Genomic DNA, 18,380 nt, shown 5'->3' with positions numbered 1-18,380 from the left:
TTGCCGGCGTGGGCAGTTGGCCCGCGCCGCTGCCCGTCATTGACAGGAGGTTGCTATGCACCGATTTCACGAAAAAATCGCCCTGGTCACCGGCGCCGCCCAGGGCATCGGTCGCCGTGTGGCCGAACGCCTGGCCGCAGAGGGCGCACGGCTGATCCTGGTGGACCGCTCCGAGCTGGTGTTTGAACTGCAGGCCGAGCTGGCGCCCGAGCATCAGGTGCTGGCCCTGACCGCCGACCTTGAGCAGTACAGCGAGTGCGAGCGGGTGATGGCCTCGGCGGTCGAGCGCTTCGGGCGCCTCGATGTGCTGGTCAACAATGTGGGCGGCACCATTTGGGCCAAGCCCTTCGAACACTACGAGCCGGCGCAGATCGAGGCCGAGGTCCGGCGCTCGCTGTTCCCGACCCTGTGGTGCTGCCATGCCGCGCTGCCGTACATGCTGGAGCAGGGCAGAGGCGCCATCGTCAACGTCTCGTCCATCGCCACCCGCAGCATCAACCGCGTGCCCTATGGCGCGGCCAAGGGTGGGGTAAATGCGCTCACCGCCTGCCTGGCGTTTGAAACCGCCGGCCGCGGGGTGCGGGTCAATGCCACGGCCCCGGGCGGCACCGAAGCGCCGCCGCGGCGCATCCCGCGCAACAGCGCCGAGCAGAGCGCCGAGGAAAAAGTCTGGTACCAGCAGATCGTCGACCAGACCGTCGACAGCACCCTGATGAAACGCTACGGCACCATCGACGAGCAGGCGGCGGCGATCCTGTTCCTGGCCTCGGACGAGGCGTCCTACATCACTGGCATGGTCATGCCGGTAGGCGGTGGCGACCAGGGCTGATCCTCGACTGCCGCACAGACTTTCGCTTTCTAAAAAAACAACAACAAGAGTCAGATGCCATGCGAAAAATAGACAGCAATCAATTGATCGACGAGGCGCGTTTCAACGCCTTCCACCGGCGCGTGCTGTTCTGGTGCGCGCTGATCATCATCTTCGACGGCTACGATCTGGTGATCTACGGCGTGGTGCTGCCGGTGCTGATGCAAGAGTGGGGATTGAGCCCCTTGCAGGCTGGGGCCCTGGGCAGCTATGCGTTGTTCGGCATGATGTTCGGCGCGCTGTTTTTCGGCTCGTTATCCGACCGTATCGGGCGCAAGAAGGTGATTGCGATCTGCGTGATCCTGTTCAGCGGCTTCACCGTGCTCAATGGGTTTGCCAGCACCCCGACCCAGTTCGGCATCTGCCGCTTTATCGCCGGCCTGGGCATCGGCGGGGTGATGCCCAATGTGGTGGCGCTGATGAGTGAATACGCGCCGAAGAAAATGCGCAGCACCCTGGTGGCGATCATGTTCAGCGGCTACTCGGTGGGCGGCATGCTGTCGGCTGGGCTGGGCATTGTGCTGTTGCCGAATTTCGGCTGGCAGTCGGTGTTTTACGTGGCGGTGATTCCGTTGCTGTTGCTGCCGTTGATCCTCAAGTTCTTGCCGGAGTCGGTGGGTTTCATGCTGCGCCAGGGCCGTGAGGACGAAGCGCGCCAGGTGCTGCAACGCATCGAGCCAAGCTTTGTGCCGCAAGCCGGCGACGTGTTCAGCAAGGCGGCGCTCAAGGCCGACGGGGCGCCGGTGGTGCAGCTGTTTCGTGATGGCCGGGCCCTGAGCACGCTGATGCTGTGGGTGGCGTTTTTCTGCTGCCTGCTGATGGTCTACGCGCTCAATTCCTGGTTGCCCAAGTTGATGGCCAGCGCCGGCTATGGCCTGGGGTCGAGCCTGATGTTCCTGCTGGTGCTGAACTTCGGCGCGATCTTCGGGGCAGTGGGCGGTGGCTGGATCGGCGACCGGCTGAACCTGCAAAAGGTGCTGGTGGCGTTTTTCGTGGTGGCCGCGCTGTCCATCAGCCTGCTGGGCTTCAAGAGCCCGACCGGGTTGCTGTACGGCTTGATCGCCATCGCCGGAGCCACCACTATCGGCACCCAGATCCTGGCCTATGCCTGTGTCGCCCAGTTCTACCCCATGGCCATTCGCTCCACCGGCCTGGGCTGGGCCTCGGGAGTGGGGCGCAGCGGGGCGATTGTCGGGCCGATCCTGGGCGGCGCCCTGGTCGCCATCGAGCTGCCGCTGCACTACAACTTCATGGCCTTTGCGATTCCAGGAGCGGTCGCGGCCCTGGCCATGTGCTTTGTCTACCCGCGCCAGGCCAGGCCCGCGCCGGTGGCTGCCGCCGGTGCGCCGTCGCTCTAGAACCTGCGGGCGAAGGAGCGCCCGCGTTGTTTTCCCCAGGTGTTGGAGCCTGCATGAATAAGCTGCTCAAGGATTTCTCGTTGTCGGCGGCGGTGGCCGGGTTTATCGCCACCCTGATTTCCTATGCCGGGCCGTTGGTGATCGTGTTCCAGGCGGCCAAGGCCGCCGGGCTGCCCCAGGAGGTGCTGTCGTCGTGGATCTGGGCGATCTCCATCGGCAGCGGTGTGCTCGGCATTGTCCTCAGCCTGCGCTTCAAGGTGCCGGTGATCATCGCCTGGTCGGCCCCCGGCTCGGCGCTGCTGGTGGGCCTGTTGCCGGGCATCAGCCTGAATGAAGCGGTGGGCGCCTACCTGGTGGCCAGCGCGCTGATCCTGCTGGTGGGGCTGTGCGGCATTTTCGACAAGATCATCGGCCGGCTGCCGGCGGCGATTTCGGCGGCGATGCTGGCCGGGATCCTGTTCAGCTTCGGCACCCAGTTATTCCGCTCGATGGCCGACAAGCCGCTGCTGGTGGGGGCGATGTTTGGCACCTACCTGCTGTTCAAGCGGGTATGGCCGCGTTATGCGGTGTTGGCGGTGTTGCTGGTGGGCTGCGTGATCTCCCTGGGCTCGGGCGAGATCAATCAGTCGGCGCTGGTCGTTGGTCTGGCCACGCCCCATTGGATCAGCCCGGCCTTCAGCTGGAGCGCGGTATTCAACGTGGCCTTGCCGCTGGTGGTGGTGGCGCTGACCGGGCAGTTCGTGCCGGGCATCGCCGTGCTGCGCAACGACGGTTACACCACCCCGGCCAGCCCGATCATCGCCAGCAGTGGCCTGGCCAGCCTGTTGCTGGCACCGTTCGGTTGCCACGGCCTGACCCTGGCGGCGATCACCGCCGCCATCTGCACCGGCCGTGAATCCCATGAAGACCCGGGCAAGCGCTATATGGCCGGGGTCATGGGCGGGGTCTTCTATCTGCTGTTGGGGGTGTTCGGCGCGACCCTGGTGTCGCTGTTCAGCGCCTTCCCCCGGGCGCTGATCGCGGCCCTGGCCGGCCTTGCGCTGTTTGCCGCGATTGGTGGGGCACTGAGCGGGGCGATGGCGGTGCCCAGGGACCGCGAGGCGGCGCTGATCACCTTTCTGGTCACCGCGTCGGGCATGTCTTTGTTCGGGTTGTCGGCGGCGTTCTGGGGCCTGATCTTCGGCCTGGCTGCCCACGCCGTGCTGACCCTACGCCGGCCGCGTGCGGTCCCGCCCGGCACGGCGCCGGTTCAGACCCGGAACTGATTCACCAGGCCCATCTGCTGCGTCGCCAACCCGTTGAGCCGGGTGCTGACCTGGGCCGATTCGTTGGCCTGGGCGCTGAGGGTCTCGGTGACCTGGCGGATCGCGGCCACATTGCGGTTGACCTCTTCGGCGACCACGCTCTGCTCCTCGGCGGCGCTGGCGATCTGCAGGTTCATGTCGCTGATCACCAGCACCGCCTGGCTGATGCGCTGCAACGCCGCCACCGCATCCTGCACCTGGCTGGCACTGTCCTGGGCCTGGCTGTGGCTGCTGTGCATCGACGCCACCAGGACCTGGGTGCTGCCCTGGATCTGTTCGATGACCCCGCGAATCTGCTCGATGGAATCCTGGGTGCGCCGTGCCAGGTTGCGTACCTCATCGGCCACCACGGCAAAGCCGCGCCCGCTTTCCCCGGCCCGGGCGGCTTCGATGGCGGCGTTCAGCGCCAGCAGGTTGGTCTGCTCGGCAATGCTGCGGATCACTTCCAGCACCTGGCCAATCTGCTCGCTGTTGGCGGCCAGAGTCTGTACCTGGCCCATGGCCTGGCCGACATCGGCGGCCAGATGCTCGATGGCCCGGGTGCTGTGGGCGATGATCTGCAAGCCATCCTGGGTCGACTGGTCGGCCCCCCTGGCGGCCTGGGCGGCGCTGGCCGCGCTGTGTGCCACCTCCTGGGCGGTGGCGCTCATTTCATTGGAGGCGGTGGCCACCTGGTCAATCTCGCGGAACTGGGTCTGCATGCCCTGGCTGGTGAGGCGGGCAATGTTCGACGACTGATCGGCGGTGCCCCGGGCTTCGGTGATGCTCAGCTTGATGTCGCGAATCAGCGGTTGCAGCGTGTCGAGAAAGCGGTTGAAGCCTTGCACCAGCTGCCCCAGCTCATCCTGGCGGCTGTAGCTCAGGCGCTGGGTCAGGTCGCCGTCGCCACTGGCGATGCCTTGCAGCATGGCCGCCACCTGCTTGATCGGCCGCGTGGCGCTGCTGGCGCACAGGGCCATCAGCAGCAGGCCGAGGGCGGCGGCCACGACGGTGACCAGCAGGGTTTTGAGAGTATTGTCGCGCTGGGCGCTTTCCAGCAGCCGTTGCAGGCTCAGGGCGTCGGCCAGTTGCACCTGTTTCGGCAGGTCGATCACCACGGCCCAGGGGCTGGCGTCGGCGATCGGCTGCACCGGAAACAGCGCGCGGATCGACGGGCCCTGGTCCAGGGTCTGCGCCTGATTGCTGCGCAGTTGTTGCAGCAGGGCCTCGCCAGGGGCGCCGAGGGCTTGCTGCACCTTGCTGCCGAGCTTGTCCGGCGCAGCGCTGGCCCCGGCCAACACGCCACTGCTGGAGAGGATCAGCATCTCGCCGGCGCCGTCGAACAGCTCGCGGCGCGCATCGACGGCGGCGGCTTGCAGGGTGTCGAGGGCGATGTCGACGCCGACCACTCCGAGCACTTGGCCGTTCACCATCAGCGGCTGGGAAATGGAGGTCATGACCAGGGTCTTGCCGCTGACCGAGTCGGCGTAGGGCTCCAGCAGGCAGGTCTTGCCGGTGTTTTTCGGGCAGCTGTAGAAGGCGTTGTAAGGCGCGCCGCTGAGGCCCGGTGCGGCGTTGTTGATGTCCTGCTCGGCGACCACGATGTTCTGCCCGCTGCCGCCCGAGCGGTTCCAGTAACTGGCGAAGCGTCCCTGTTCGTTGGCGCCGTGGGCCGTGTCGCCGGCAAACTCGGCGTCGCGCCCGTCCAGGCCGTTGGGCTCCATGACCAGCCACACCCCGAGCAGCTTTTCATTGTGCTCGAAGGCTGTGCGCAGGCCCTGGTTGACCTCGGTGCGCAGGCCCTCTGGGCTCAAGGCGTGGCTGCCGAGCAGACCCCGCAGTTGCAGGAACTGATCGTTGAGGCCGTTGACCACCCGCAGGCTCTCGGAAAAATTGCGTTGCAGCAACTGGGCCTTTTCCGCGGCCTTGGCCTGCAACAGGTTCTGCACCCCGCGGGTCAGCATCTGGCTACTGGCATCCTTGACCAGCTGATTGGTCGCCGCGCCCTGATAGAGGTTCATGCCCACCACCAGCGCAATCACACTCAACAGGCAGACCCCCGACAGCAGGACGATTTTCAGGCGGATGGTCAGGCGCTGGAACATACAGAGGCACTCGCAGACGGGGAGAGGGTGAGCCCCGCAGCAAGCCCTGTGCCAGTTGATGGCAGATGGCCAAGGCCTTGGTTTTTCAAGGCCTGTGTCCGGATTGATGCAAAACCTCAGACCGCCACCTGTCGCAATTTGCGAAAGCCCTGAGACAGCCTCCGCTGCACTGGGTTGCCTTGAAAACGCTGGAGCCAGAGCGCAGGTGCACGGCGTCCATGCCGGCCAGCGCAGCCTGTCGGCGGCGACCACGGCTCGCAGAAAATGAATCATTTCCGATACAACACTTACCCAATCTTTACTTATAAACCGTGCTCAAACCGCTAACCATGCTGTCTGAAGTGCCAGGAAAGTTCTTTCTTTTCGATAATGAGAGTGAGCACATGATGGTTAAGCGAATGACCCAGGCGGCGGCGCTGATTGCGCTGTTGTCGTCCTTGTCCGGCTGCTGGATGTTCTTCCCGCCGGGTGGCGGTGGGGGTGGCGGTGGTCATGGTGGCGGCCACGGCGGTGGCCCGGGGGGTTACGACGGCGGTGGTCGTGGCGGCCCCGGTGGTGGTGATCGCCGCTGAGTGCTGAAACCTGGGATGGCGGCCGTGAGGCCGCCATTTTCATGTGCCCGGGTCAAAGGTCCTTGGGCACGGCAAGGGGCAAGGCCACCACGGGCGCATCGGCCAGGCGCCGTCCGGATTTCTCCATCAGGTACCCGACAATCTCCTGGGAGGTCATTTCGAGCTGTGACAGCTCCGGATCCTTGAACCAGTCGTCCGGCCAGAAGATCAGGTCCGAGGCATTGGCATTGGCAAAGTTGGTTTCCAGCAGTTGCAGGGCGTAGTTCACATCCGAATCATCGCCGCCGCTGGTGCAGACAAAATCAGCCAGGGCGCAGGCCTCGTCGAAGCTCAAGTCGGCAACGTACTTTTCCTGATGAAACGCCGAGCGGATGAAGTCATCGGCATCGGTGTAGCTGTGGAAATCACGAAACTCATAGAATTCGAACGGCCGGCTGGCGAGGCTGTTCCACTGCTCGATCAGCGCGATGATTTCGGGATCGTCTTCATAGCGGCTCTGATCGATAAGGTGTTCCAGGGCTTCGAGCAGGGTGTTCATGGTGGCCCGTTGTTGCGGGTTCGGGCGTAACGGTTGCAGCCGATCCGGAATGGCCATGCAAGGCTCCTGTGCAGCGAAATAAATAATAATGCCAGTACGAACACTGTCCTGTGGCGAGGGAGCTTGCTCCCGCTCGGCCGCGCAGCGGCCGCAAACCTTGAACCCGCGATTAACCTGCAGGAACGAGGTTGTGGCCATTGGGGCGGCTACGCCCCGGAGCGCCGGCCGACCCAGCGGGAGCAAGCTCCCTCGCCACGGGTGATTTGTCGCAGTACCACAAGCGGCAGCGGGCGCCATGCTACCTGAGCGCTGCGGCCAGGGGCAGGCATCAGCCGATCCGATCGCCACCCAGGGCGTCGCGCTGCATCGATTGCAGGTTGCGCTCGATGGTTTCGCAGATGGTTTCCATCTGGATCTGGTGTTCGCTGGCACGAAACGGGCTTTGCAGGTCGGTGCCGATGCGTTCGATGGCCAGCAGCATAAAGCCGACCACGGTCGAGGCCAGCGGGGTGTACCAGCCCAGGGACTCCACCAGGCCCACCGGCACGATCAGGCAGAACAGCGAAATAAACAGCCGTGGAAAATACACATAGGGGTAGGGCAGCGGCGTGTTGGCGATCCGCTCCATGCCGCCCTGGCTGTTGGACAGCTCGACCAGGGTGGTTTCTAGCCGCGCCAGGCGAATGCTGTCCAGGCGTCCGGCCTTGTACTCCTTGGCCAGCAGCGCCGCCGAGCCATTGAGAATGTCGTTGGCAAAGTTGTTGGTGGCGCCGCTGCGGGCAAACTCCTCGGTGGGAATGAATGCCCGCACTTCATCCGGGCACGGCTGGCCCTTGAGGTGCGCCGCCAGGCAGTTCACATAGGCCACGTGACGGCGCAACAGGGTGGATTTCACCGGGTTCACTTCGCTTCCCGGGTCATCCAGCAGGGTCAGCACTTGCCGGGCGAAGCTGCGGGAGTTGTTGACCATCGCCCCCCACAGCGTCCGCGCTTCCCACCAGCGGTTATAGGCGCTGCTGTTGCGAAAGCTGATCAGCACCACCAGCGCCGAGCCGAGCAGGGTCAGGGGCATCAGCGGCAGGTTGATCTTGCTGTTGAGAAACAGCATGAAGTCCACGGTGACCGCCACATCCCAGATCAGCAGCCAGAACAGGGCCCAGCCCACGTAGCCCAGGGTCTTGATGATCAGGCGGTATTTTTTGACGATGGCAGCTTTCAAACGGGAACCTCGCAACGGGCGGTAAGCATCAATGCCCTAGCTCGGACGCCGGTTGCCGGGGAAAGGTTCGCCGGCCGCCGCAATCAATGATCCCGAGGCCTGAATCGTTTCAGGCCGGCTGCGGCGCCGCACGCCCCACGGCTTGGGGGCTGGCCGTCAGCAGCAGCCGCGCGCACAGGCCACCTTCGGCGCGGTTATGCAGCTCCAGCTGACTGCCGATCTTGCCGGCGATCATGTTGACGATCGCCAGCCCCAGGCCCGCACCGTTGGCATTGCCCTGGCTGTAGAACCGCTCCAGCAGTCGCGCCCGGTCCTGTTCGTCGATGCCGGGGCCCGAGTCCTCGACGCTGAGGTGGATCGCCCCCGACGCCTGGGGCTGCACCCGGACCCAGACCTCGCTGCCCGGCGGCGAGAAGTTCAGGGCGTTGGTCACCAGGTTCTGCAGGGCGATGGCCAGGGCCACCGGGTCGGTGTCGACCTGGCACGTCTCGTCGCCATCCAGCACCAGTTCGACGTCCTTTTCCAGGGCCAGGGGCGTCAGCTCCGCCAGCTCCTCGCGGACCAGGGCGGTGAGCTGCACGGTGCTGCGGGTGGGGTTGTTCAACTGCGGCTCGATCCGCGCCATGGTCAGCAACTGGCTGCCGATGCGGGTCGCGCGGTCAACCCCGCTGACCAGAAAGTCCAGGGCCTCGCGCCGCTGTTGCGGGGTGCCGGCGCTCTGCGCGTTTTGCGCGTGGATCCGCAGAATCGCCAGGGGCGTGCGCAGTTCGTGGGCGGCATCGGCGATAAAGCGTCGCTCGCGTTCGAGCAGGGTGTCGATCTGCGCCAGCAACTGGTTGAGGGCGGTGTGCATCGGCTCCAGGTCCCGGGGCAGGGGCTTGAGCTGCAAGGGTTGCAGGGTTGCGGTGTTGCGCCCGCGAATCGCCTGGGCCATGGCCCGCAGGGGTTTCAGGCCCCAGCCGATGCTGAGCCAGATCAGCAGCGCCAGCAGCGGCACGCCGATCAGGGTCGGCCACAGGGTGTGGCGCATGATGCGCTGGATCAGGTCCTGGCGAATGTCGTCGCGTTCGCCGACCCAGATCAGCAGCCCCTGCTGGTCGTCGGCCAGGAGGAAGGCGCACCACTCGTTGCCGTTGTCGTCGATGTCGTGGGAGCCGAGGGTGGTGGGCGGTGCCTTGAGCTCCGGGGCTTCGGCGGAGCGCACCAGCAGTTGGCCGTCGCTGCGCCAGACCTGGAACGTCAGGCGGGTTTCGTAGGGGTGGGCCACCCCGTCTTCGCCGACTCGGCTCATGGCCTGGTCGAAGGCCTGGTACAGCCGGTCCCAGTCCGCCTCGCCGGGGTCGCGCTGGCGCAATACGCCTTGCAACAGGCGCGCGCTCTGCGCCAGTTGGGCGTCGTACACCTCTTCGATTTCATGGTGGCTGTCGCGCAGCACCAGCCAGCTGATCAGCACATCCCCCAGCAGCACCAGGAGCAGCACCGGCAGCAGAATCCGCGCACGCACCGAGTTCATGGCTTGAGCTCCAGCACGTAACCCACGCCGCGCACGGTGCGGATCAGCTCGGCGCAAAGCTTTTTGCGCAGGTTGTGGATCAGCACTTCCAGGGTGTTGCTCTCGACCCGATCCTGCCAGCCGTACAGCGCCCGCGACAGGCGCTCGCGGGTCACCACCTTGCCCGGGCGCACCATCAGTTGATGCAGCAGTTGGTACTCCATGGGCGTGACCACGATGTCCTGGCCCTGGTAGCTGACCTGCTGCGTGGCCGGGTCGAGGCTGACCCCAGCGTGCTCCAGCAGCGGCTGCGCCCGGCCCTGGCTACGGCGCAGCAGGGCGCGGACCCGGGCCTTGAATTCCTCGACATCGAACGGCTTGACCAGGTAATCGTCAGCCCCGGCGTCCAGCCCGGCGATGCGCTCGGCGGTGCCGTCGCGGGCCGTGAGGATCAGCACCGGCAGGTCGTGCTGCTCGGCGCGCAATTGTTGCAACAACTCCAGGCCGTCGAGGCGCGGCAGGCCCAGGTCCAGCAGCAACAGGTCGAAGCTCTCGGTGCGCAGGGCATGCAGGGCGCCGAGGCCGTCCTGCAGCCAGTCCAGGGTGTAGCCCTCGGCGCTCAAGGCCACGCGAATACCCTGGCCCAGGGCACGATCATCTTCGACAAGGAGCAGGCGCATGGTGGGGTCTCGGTAGGGAAGCAGGCGCTGGAACGGCGGCATGATGACGCCAGGCGTGGCGCTCCGGCAGTGCCTTGTGTCGGGAAAGATGTAACGGCTCGTTGCCAACTAAGGTTGCCCTAAGCTTGGTTTTGCACAGTGCGATCTCCCTCATCAGACGAGAGCGTTCCCATGCGTAAAATTCTCCTGTTGTCCCTGATCATCGCCAGCCCCCTGGCCGTTGCCGGCCCGCAATGCACCACCGCCGAGCGCTCGCAATGGCAGGACCAGAAGGCCTTCCAGGAGCAGCTCAAGGCCCAGGGTTACGAGATCAGCAAGTTCAAGGTCACCGACGGCAACTGCTACGAGATCTACGGCTTTGACAAAGACAAGCGCAAGGTCGAGATCTACCACGATCCGGTGACCGGCAAAGCGGTCAAGACCGAGATCAAGGGCTGATGCCAGCCGAGTCCCTGCGCCTCTGGGACCCCGTGGTCAGGTTGTTTCACCTGTCCATCGCCGGGGTCTTCGTTGCCAACTACTTCTTCAATGAAGCCGGTGACGACTGGCACATCTGGCTCGGCTACTACGCCATGGCCTGGTTGCTGGTGCGCACGGTGTGGGGATTCATCGGCCCGCGCAGTGCGCGCTGGGCCGACTTCTGGCCGACGCCGGGCCGGCTCAAGGCGCACTTGCGCTCGCTGCTGGAGCGGCGTGCGGCCCACCGCCTGGGCCACTCGCCCCTGGGCGCGCTGGTGATGCTGCTGATGCTGCTGGCGTTGCTGATCATCGGCCTCAGCGGCTGGGCCATGGAAGAGGTGGATGCACTGTGGGGCGCCGACTGGCCGCTGCTGGTGCATGAAACCACGGCCAATGTGCTGCTGGGCCTGGTGGGCGTGCATGTCTGCGCCGCGCTGTACGAGAGCGTCCAGGTGCGCGACAACCTGCCGTTGTCGATGCTCACCGGTCGCCGTCGACGCCTGCCGGATGACGCCGCGCCCTGACTGTTGTTTCCCTTGTTCCCACCCTGCATCTGCAACGGGCTCCTTATGCGTGTGCTTCCTGATCGCCTGATGTCTATCGGCTGTGGCCTGCTTCTGCTGGGGGGGTTCCTTGCCGCCTGGCGCAGCCATCCGCCCCATGAGCTGGCGCCGTTTGCCGAGGCCGGCCCCGCGACCGTCGCCACGGCGGCCGAGGCCCGCCCGCAATACAACAGCCGCTTCGTGTCTTCGGAACTGAATGACTTCGTGCACTCGTCCTCGGTCACCGCTTTGCCCGGTGGCGACCTGATGGCCGTGTGGTTTGCCGGCTCCCGGGAGGGCGCCGCCGACGTCCAGGTGCGCAGCGCGCGCTTTGACGCCAAGAGCGGCGAGTGGGGCGCGGAACAGGTGTTGGCGACCCGGGAAAGCACCCGCTCCGGTACCCAGCGCTACATTCGCAAACTGGGCAACCCGGTGATTGCCCTGGCCCCGGATAACCGCCTGTGGATGTTCTATGTCTCGGTGTCGGTGGGCGGCTGGGCCACCAGTGCGATCAACGTGATGGTCTCCGACGACCTCGGGCAGCACTGGAGCGCGCCACGGCAACTGATCACCTCGCCGTTCTTCAATATCAGCACCCTGGTCCGCGCCGCGCCGGTGTTCCATGCCGACGGCTCCATCGGCCTGCCGGTGTACCACGAGTTCATGGGCAAGTTCGCCGAGTACCTGTACCTGAGCAGCGATGGCCAGGTGGTGGACAAATTCCGCATCAGCCGGGGCAAGAATTCCCTGCAGCCGACCATCGTGCCCCAGGACGGGCGCCGCGCCATCGCCATGCTGCGTTACGCCGGCGACAACCACCATCGGGTCCTGGCCAGCCGCACCGAAGACGCCGGGCAGACCTGGAGCGAGCCCTATCCGCTGGAGCCGTCCAACCCCAATTCGTCCCTGGCCGCCGTGGGCACCGCCGACAACGGCTTGCTGGTGGCCCTCAACGACCTGCAGGATGGGCGCTTCAAGCTCAGCCTGTACGGCACCGATGCCGACCTCAATCAATGGCGCAGCCTGGTCGAGCTGGACCAGTCTCCCGATCCCCTGGGCCAGCCGTTCTCGCCCGAGGCCTACAAGGAAATCATCGGCGAGGGCTTTCGCGCCTCCAGCGGCGCCCGGCGCCTGCCTTTGGAACAACGCTTCCTGAGCAACCTCGACTACCGGGTGTGCAAGCCCCGGGGCTGTGATTTCGAGTACGAATACCCGTACTTCAGCCGCAGCGCCGACGGCATGTACCACCTGGTCTACTCGTGGAATAACACTTTTATCAAACATGTCAGCTTCAACGAGGCCTGGCTGGCGGAGCGCCTGTGATGTTTTCCCTGTGGCAAGCCCATCTGAGTTTTATCCTCCTGAGTTTTGTCCTGCTCGGCAGCCTGCGCCTGACCGCGCCCTGGCGGCCCTGGCTGTTGCCGGTGCTGGCGCTGGTGAGCTTTGTACCGATTAATGGTTTGTCGCTGGCCGCCTATGTGCGCAGCTTTACCGATGATCTGGCCATCAGCACCCTGGTGTTGCTGGGCTGGGTCAGCCTGCTGCGCCTGGGGGTGGTGCAGCCGTTGCCGTACGGGCAGCGGCTGCAGGTGGTGCTGCTGTTCGGGCTGCTGGCTCTGAGCCTGTACCCGGCCACCCTCGGTCTGACCTATGTCGATCCGTACCGCTGGGGCTTCAACCCGCGACCGATGATCGTGCTCATGGGCGCGGCAGCGCTGGTGCTGCTGTGGCTGCGCAACCCCCTGGGCGTGTGGATGCTGGGGGCGGGCACCCTGGCTTTCGCGCTGCGGCTCAAGGCTTCGGAAAACTACTGGGACTACCTGATCGACCCCTTGCTGGCGGGCTACTGCCTGGTGGTCGGGTGCGGCTTGCTGGCTGCCGCCGGCTGGCGCTGGCTGCGGCGGCGCCCGCGGGCCGGGGCAGGTCAGTTGAAACCTTCGCTTTGACAACACAGAGGTAAACATGGGGTGGTTGCAATCACGCCGCCTGCGCTACGGCGTGGGCGCGATCGGCTTGGTATTTGCGGTGCTGGCGCTGTTGCGGCTGGTGTTTGTGCTGGGGTTCTCCGGGATTGACCTGGCGGCCGCCGAAGACAAATCGCCGCTGCTGCAAACCCTGGGCATCGGCCTGCGCTTCGACCTGCGTCTGGCCCTGCTGCTGATGCTGCCCCTGGCGCTGCTGGCCTGGCTGCCACGCTGGAACCTGCTGCGGGTGCCGGCCCTGCGTTGGCTGGCCCGGGGGTATCTGCTGCTGGTGCTGGGGGCGGTGGGGCTGGTGTACATCGTCGATTTCGGCCACTACGCCTACCTCGGCGTGCGCATCAACGCCACGGTGCTGCGTTACCTCGACGACGCGCAGATCTCGCGGCAGATGATCTGGGAAACCTACCCGGTGCTCTGGATCAGCCTGGCTTGGCTGATCGCGCTGGGGCTGTGGTTATGGGCCCTGGTCAAGCTGGAGCGGCTGACCCTGGATCGCCCGGCCCGGCCCATCGGCACCCTGGCCGTGGCCTCGGCCGCCGTGGTGGGGGTTGTCGCCGTGTTGCTGGCGCTGCTGGGGCGGGTGGAAAAGCTCAACCTGGAAAACCCCGTACCCCTGCGCTGGAGCGATGCGTTCTTCTCCGGCAACAGCCAGGTCGCGGCCCTGGGCCTGAACCCGGTGCTGTTTCTGTACGACACCCTCAAGGCCGGCCAGGCGCAATTCGACGAAGCCCAGGTGCGCCAGCATTACCCGGCCGTGGCCCGTTACTTGGGGGTGCAGCAGCCGGATGCGCAGCGCCTGAACTTCAGTCGTGAGCAGGGCGTGCAGCCTTACCGAGCAGCGGGGCAGCGTCCGCCGAATGTGATCTTCGTCATGCTCGAATCCCTCGGCACCAGCGCGGTCGGCGCCTACGGCAACCCGCTGAACCCGACGCCCAACCTGGACAAGCTGGCGAGCCAGAGCTGGTTCTTCAAACACTTCTACGTGCCGGTCACCGGCACCGCGAAAACCGTGTGGGCCAGCATCACCGGGGTGCCCGACGTCACCCGCCAGGAGACCGCGACCCGCCACCCGCTGATCACCCGCCAGCACAGCCTGATCAATGCGTTCGAGGGCTATCAGCGCCTGTACATGATTGGCGGCAACGCCGGCTGGGCCAACATCAACGCGCTGATCCGCCAGAGCATCGATGGCGTGCAGCTGTATGACGAGAGCTACTGGAAATCGCCGCTGGTGGACGTCTGGGGCATCTCCGACCTCGACCTGTTCAAGGAAAGCGATGCCCTGCTGCGCGCCGTGCCCAAGGACCAACCGTTCTTCGCCTACCTGCAAACCTCTGGCAACCACCGGCCGTTCACCATCCCCAAAAGCAACGACGGTTTTGAGGTCAAACAGCTGACTCTGGAGCAGGTGCAAGCCGCCGGCTCCCGCAGCCTGGAGCAATACAACGCGGTGCGCCTGCTGGACTTCAACATCGGCCGGCTGATGGACATCGCCAAGGCCGGGGGCTACTACGACAACACGATTTTTGTGTTCTTCGGTGACCACAACACCCGCATCAGCCAGATCCCGCACATGGCCCCGGCCTTTGAACAGCTGGGGCTGGAGAGCAACAACGTGCCGCTGTTGATCCATGCCCCGGGGCTGTTGCAGCCACGGGTGATCGAAGAAGCCGTCGGCCTTGCTGATCTACTGCCCACCGTGGCCGGCATGGCGGGCATGCCCTTCACCAACGGCGCCATGGGGCGGGATATTCAACAGCCAGCGCCGGAAGGGCAGCGGGTAGTGCCGCTGGTATTAAGGGAAGGGACCTTCCCGGTGATCGGCGGTGTGACCCAGGATTTTCTGTTGCAAATGCAGCACGACGGCAGCGAGCCGACCCTGCATGATTTGGCCTCACCGACCCCACGTGACGACGTGGCCCAGCAACACCCCGAAGAGTTTCAGCGGTTGCTGGAACTGACTCGGGGGCTGCACGAAACGGCACGCCTGATGCTGTATAGGAATGTGCGTTAGTTGTAGCCGCTGCCGAGGCACGAGGCTGCGCTGGCCGGTGCAGACGCCGTGGTGTGTCAGGTGTATGGAGGGCGTTCTCAAGGGCCAGCGTCCGAACGCGGCCCGAGCCTAGCGGCAGCGGCTACAGGTTGGTTTGCAGTCGGCGTACCGCGTCGCGGGCCTGGGCGCCGAGTTCGGCGAGGTCGAGGTCGGGCAACTGGTCGTTGTCCACCGTCAGCCGTCCGCCCACCAGCAAGGCGCGCAAGGTCGGGCGGCCGCCGCCGACCACCGGGCCGATGGCCGGGTCGTGCAGGCCGAAGTAGCGCGGCTGGTCCAGGCGGTAGATCGCCAGGTCCGCCGCCATGCCCACCTGCAGGCTGCCCACCGCGTCCAGGCCCAATACCCTGGCCCCGCCCGCCGTGCCCCAGCGCACCACGTCCTCCACTGTCGCCGCGTGGGCGCCGCCTTCTTCGTCACCGCCGGCATAACGGGGGCGGGCCCGTTCACCGGCCTTGGCCCGCTGCATCAGCCAGGCGGCGTGGGTTTCGCTGATCATGTCGCAGGCCTCGTTGGAGGCCGCGCCGTCGACGCCGATCGACACCTGCATCCCCGCCGCTTCCATGGCCACTACATCGGCGATGCCGCTGCCCAGGCGGCCATTGCTTTGCGGGCAGTGGGCGATGCCGGTGCCGCTGGCTCCCAGCAACTGGATCTCCTCGGCGTCGAGCTTCACCAGGTGGGCGAACCACACATCCGGCCCCAGCCATTCCTGCTCGGCACAAAACGCCACCGGCGACAGACCGTGGCGCTGCTGCACCTCGTTCTGATACTCCACGGTTTCACTGAGGTGGCTGTGCAAGCGAATGCCCAGGCGCCGGGCGACCCGGGCGGTTTCCCGCAGGTGCTCCGGGGGCATGGAGTAGGGCGGGCTGGTGGGCGCCATCACCACCCGGCGCCAGGCATCAGCGGCGGGATCGTGGTAGCGCCGCACCAGACGCTCGACGTCGTCCAGGTACTGCGTGAGGGTTTCCGGCCCCGCCGCCGCCCGGCCTTCCGCCTGACGCACCTGCGTCGCCCCGCCCCGGCACAGCACAAAGCGCAGCCCCAGGCGTTCGGCTTCCTCGAACAGCACCTCGGCGCTGTCGAACTGCATGCCCGGCAGGTACAGGTAATGGTGGTCGGCGACGGTGGCGCAACCGGAGCGCGCCAATTCCACCAGGCCGATGCGCGCCGCCAGGCGAAAGCTCTGCTCGTCGAACAGGCCACGGTAGCGATAGGGCACCGCCCCCAGCCACGCCCCCAGGCTCTGGTCGATGCCGGCGGGAATGCCCTTGAGCAGCGACTGGAACAGGTGATGGTGGGTGTTGACCCACGCCGGATAGACCACGCAATCCCGGGCGTCCAGCACACGCTCCCCGGGCAGGGGTGGCAGGGCACCGAGGGCGGCAATGCGGCCGTCGATGATGCGGATATCCGGCCCGGCATGGCGCGCGGCCGCGCCGGGCAAACCGGTGAGAATCGCGCTGGCATTGCGCACCAGCCAGCTGTGTTGAAGGTTCATATGAGGCTCCATGCGCCGCACTTGCGGCGGACTCAAAAGGTTAGCCGAATTCGCTTTCGTGCCAATTGCGCAGGCTCAGGCGGGCGAGCAGCGCCATCAGGCTGAACAGCGCGACACCGGTCAGGGCGATCAGCACCAGGGCGGCAAACAGCCGGGGAATATTCAGTTGGAAGCCGGCCTGGAGAATCTGGTACGCCAACCCGGCGCCGGTACCGCCGGTGCCGGCGACGAACTCCGCCACCACCGCGCCGATCAGCGCCAGCCCGCTGGCAATCCGCAGCCCGGCAAAGAAACACGGCAGGGCACTGGGAATGCGCAGGCGCAGCAACACCTGCCAGCGGCTGGCGCGGTTCAGGCGGAACAGGTTGAGCAGGCCGGGGTTGACGCTGCGCAGGCCGAGCACGGTGTTGGCGATGATCGGGAAGATCGCCACCAGGGTCGCGCAAATCACCAGCGCCACCGTGGTGTTGCTGCACCAGATGATGATCAGCGGCGCCACCGCCACCACCGGGGTGACCTGCAACAGAATGGCGTAGGGAAACAGGCTGGCCTCCAGCACCCGGCTCTGCACAAAGACAAAGGCCGCCAGGGTGCCGATCAGCACCGCCAGGGCGAACGAGAAGAAGGTGATCTTCAGGGTCATCCACAGTGCGCCAAACAGCATCGGGCCATCGCTGACCAGGGTGCGGCCGATGTCGGCCGGGGACGGCACCAGGTACACCGGCACCTGCCAGGCCACGCAAGCCAATTGCCACAGGCCCAGCAACACGGCGCCGAGCAACAGCGGCGAGACAATGCGCAAGACCGTGGGGTGACGCAACCAGGGGGTAAAGGATGGGCTCATGATCGGGCTCTCGGAAAGGAATTCAGCAAGGATCGCCATTGGCCTGGGCCAGCAGCCGGGACAGGTGCGCGCACTGCTCGATAAAGGCCGGGGAGGTGCGGTAGGCCTCGTCCCGATGCAGCGGGCCGTCGATCGCTACATCGGCGATCACCCGCCCCGGGCGTGCGCCCATCACCACCACCCGCGACGACAGGTACACCGCCTCGAAAATGCTGTGGGTGACAAACACCACGGTCAGGTCGCGGCTGGCCCAGAGCTGGCGCAGGTCACTGTCGAGCTTGTTGCGGGTGAACTCGTCCAGGGCGCCGAAGGGCTCGTCCATCAACAGCAGGTTGGGCTCGGTGGCCAGGGCCCGGGCGATGGAGGCGCGCATCTGCATGCCCCCGGACAACTCCCGCGGGTACACCTGGCTGAAGCCGCCCAGGCCCACCAGCGCCAGGGCCGCATCGACCTTGGGCTGGCTCTGCTCCCTTGGCATGCCGGCCAGGTCCAGGGGCAGGCGCACGTTGTCGCTGACCCGGGCCCAGGGCATCAGGGTGGCCTCCTGGAACACCATGGCCAGGCTGCGCCCCGGGGTGTGGGTGGCCGGGCGGTCCTTGCCCCACCAGCGCACGTGGCCGGCGGAGGGTTGCTCCAGGCCGGCGAACATCTTCAGCAAGGTGCTTTTGCCGCAGCCCGACGGGCCGAGCAGCGACACGAACTCGCCGCGCTGGATCGCCAGCTTGACCCTACTCAAGGCGTGGGTGCCGTTGCTGTAGGTTTTTTCCACCTGGTTGGCGAACAGCGGCGTTTGCACGCCGACGCTGTCGGCGGCGGGCAAGGGCTGTGGCTGGGCGTTGGCCCGGGTAATGGTCTGCATCAACATCGCGCTCTCCCCTGAGGTC

17 protein-coding genes and 1 pseudogene are annotated in these 18,380 nt (G+C 65.9%); 9 read left to right on the top strand and 9 right to left on the bottom strand.

The features are described 5' to 3' along the window. Positions 1-55: 55 nt before the first annotated feature. From AC19YX_RS26510 to AC19YX_RS26500, 3 genes are read left to right on the top strand one after another with little or no spacing between them, the layout of a single operon-like run. Complete coding sequence (locus tag AC19YX_RS26510; protein ID WP_500607388.1) at positions 56-829, top strand: 1,6-dihydroxycyclohexa-2,4-diene-1-carboxylate dehydrogenase; 774 nt, start codon at positions 56-58, stop codon at positions 827-829. 59 nt (positions 830-888) lie between these two features. Next, a complete protein-coding gene (locus AC19YX_RS26505) occupies positions 889-2,226 on the top strand; it encodes an MFS transporter (protein ID WP_500607387.1) in 1,338 nt (445 codons plus the stop codon). A 53-nt stretch (positions 2,227-2,279) separates the two neighbouring features. Next, positions 2,280-3,491: a benzoate/H(+) symporter BenE family transporter gene (locus tag AC19YX_RS26500; protein ID WP_500603623.1), complete on the top strand. Its 1,212-nt coding sequence runs from the start codon at positions 2,280-2,282 to the stop codon at positions 3,489-3,491. Here AC19YX_RS26500 and AC19YX_RS26495 read toward each other — a convergent pair. Together AC19YX_RS26495 and AC19YX_RS26490 are read right to left on the bottom strand one after the other, a co-directional pair. After that, positions 3,476-4,231, bottom strand: a complete 756-nt coding sequence (locus AC19YX_RS26495; protein WP_500607543.1) for a methyl-accepting chemotaxis protein — start codon at positions 4,229-4,231, stop codon at positions 3,476-3,478. The genes AC19YX_RS26500 and AC19YX_RS26495 overlap by 16 nt on opposite strands. Before the next feature lie 102 nt (positions 4,232-4,333). Further along, a pseudogene (locus AC19YX_RS26490) lies at positions 4,334-5,473 on the bottom strand (methyl-accepting chemotaxis protein); the annotation flags it as partial. A 524-nt stretch (positions 5,474-5,997) separates the two neighbouring features. On the opposite strand from AC19YX_RS26490, the gene AC19YX_RS26485 reads away from it, so the two are divergent. Next, a complete protein-coding gene (locus AC19YX_RS26485) occupies positions 5,998-6,186 on the top strand; it encodes a hypothetical protein (RefSeq protein ID WP_156882678.1) in 189 nt (62 codons plus the stop codon). A gap of 52 nt (positions 6,187-6,238) precedes the next feature. Here the strand turns inward: AC19YX_RS26485 and AC19YX_RS26480 are convergent, their stop codons facing one another. The 4 genes from AC19YX_RS26480 to AC19YX_RS26465 form a co-directional block, all read right to left on the bottom strand. Beyond that, complete coding sequence (locus AC19YX_RS26480; protein WP_421549493.1) at positions 6,239-6,781, bottom strand: hypothetical protein; 543 nt, start codon at positions 6,779-6,781, stop codon at positions 6,239-6,241. Between the two features lie 271 nt (positions 6,782-7,052). Continuing rightward, the gene (locus AC19YX_RS26475) at positions 7,053-7,943 is read right to left on the bottom strand and encodes a bestrophin family protein (RefSeq protein WP_201131618.1); all 891 of its coding nucleotides are present in this window, start codon (positions 7,941-7,943) and stop codon (positions 7,053-7,055) included. 109 nt (positions 7,944-8,052) lie between these two features. Next, positions 8,053-9,456, bottom strand: coding sequence for a sensor histidine kinase (locus AC19YX_RS26470; RefSeq protein ID WP_500607386.1), 1,404 nt, complete (start codon positions 9,454-9,456; stop codon positions 8,053-8,055). Further along, positions 9,453-10,115: a response regulator gene (locus AC19YX_RS26465; protein WP_078469115.1), complete on the bottom strand. Its 663-nt coding sequence runs from the start codon at positions 10,113-10,115 to the stop codon at positions 9,453-9,455. The genes AC19YX_RS26470 and AC19YX_RS26465 overlap by 4 nt, the downstream gene beginning before the upstream one ends. 171 nt (positions 10,116-10,286) lie before the next feature. On the opposite strand from AC19YX_RS26465, the gene AC19YX_RS26460 reads away from it, so the two are divergent. The 5 genes from AC19YX_RS26460 to AC19YX_RS26440 are packed head-to-tail and all read left to right on the top strand — an operon-like array spanning position 10,287 to position 15,112. Continuing rightward, a complete protein-coding gene (locus tag AC19YX_RS26460) occupies positions 10,287-10,553 on the top strand; it encodes a PepSY domain-containing protein (protein ID WP_020296694.1) in 267 nt (88 codons plus the stop codon). Continuing rightward, positions 10,553-11,098 carry a cytochrome b/b6 domain-containing protein gene (locus tag AC19YX_RS26455; protein ID WP_078468522.1) on the top strand — a complete coding sequence of 182 codons (546 nt, stop codon included), beginning with the start codon at positions 10,553-10,555 and terminating at the stop codon, positions 11,096-11,098. Before AC19YX_RS26460 ends, AC19YX_RS26455 begins: the two co-directional genes overlap by 1 nt. A 45-nt stretch (positions 11,099-11,143) precedes the next feature. Then, positions 11,144-12,439 carry a sialidase family protein gene (locus AC19YX_RS26450; protein ID WP_500607385.1) on the top strand — a complete coding sequence of 432 codons (1,296 nt, stop codon included), beginning with the start codon at positions 11,144-11,146 and terminating at the stop codon, positions 12,437-12,439. Next, positions 12,439-13,062, top strand: coding sequence for a hypothetical protein (locus tag AC19YX_RS26445; protein ID WP_078468524.1), 624 nt, complete (start codon positions 12,439-12,441; stop codon positions 13,060-13,062). Before AC19YX_RS26450 ends, AC19YX_RS26445 begins: the two co-directional genes overlap by 1 nt. 16 nt (positions 13,063-13,078) lie before the next feature. Beyond that, on the top strand, positions 13,079-15,112 hold the full coding sequence (locus AC19YX_RS26440) for an LTA synthase family protein (RefSeq protein ID WP_500607384.1): 2,034 nt from the start codon (positions 13,079-13,081) through the stop codon (positions 15,110-15,112). 121 nt (positions 15,113-15,233) lie between these two features. On the opposite strand, the gene AC19YX_RS26435 is transcribed toward AC19YX_RS26440, so the two are convergent. The 3 genes from AC19YX_RS26435 to AC19YX_RS26425 all read right to left on the bottom strand — a co-directional run bounded on the left by AC19YX_RS26435 (position 15,234) and on the right by AC19YX_RS26425 (position 18,361). Beyond that, a complete protein-coding gene (locus tag AC19YX_RS26435) occupies positions 15,234-16,652 on the bottom strand; it encodes an amidohydrolase family protein (RefSeq protein ID WP_500607383.1) in 1,419 nt (472 codons plus the stop codon). Between the two features lie 40 nt (positions 16,653-16,692). After that, the gene (locus tag AC19YX_RS26430) at positions 16,693-17,421 is read right to left on the bottom strand and encodes an ABC transporter permease (protein ID WP_178102904.1); all 729 of its coding nucleotides are present in this window, start codon (positions 17,419-17,421) and stop codon (positions 16,693-16,695) included. A gap of 97 nt (positions 17,422-17,518) precedes the next feature. Beyond that, on the bottom strand, positions 17,519-18,361 hold the full coding sequence (locus AC19YX_RS26425; protein ID WP_500607382.1) for an ABC transporter ATP-binding protein: 843 nt from the start codon (positions 18,359-18,361) through the stop codon (positions 17,519-17,521). Positions 18,362-18,380: the final 19 nt, after the last annotated feature.

The sequence above is a fragment of the Pseudomonas sp. MF09150 genome (assembly GCF_059862355.1).
The sequence above is the reverse complement of the archived record's forward strand: the minus strand, read 5'-3'. Positions and strand labels throughout refer to the sequence as shown.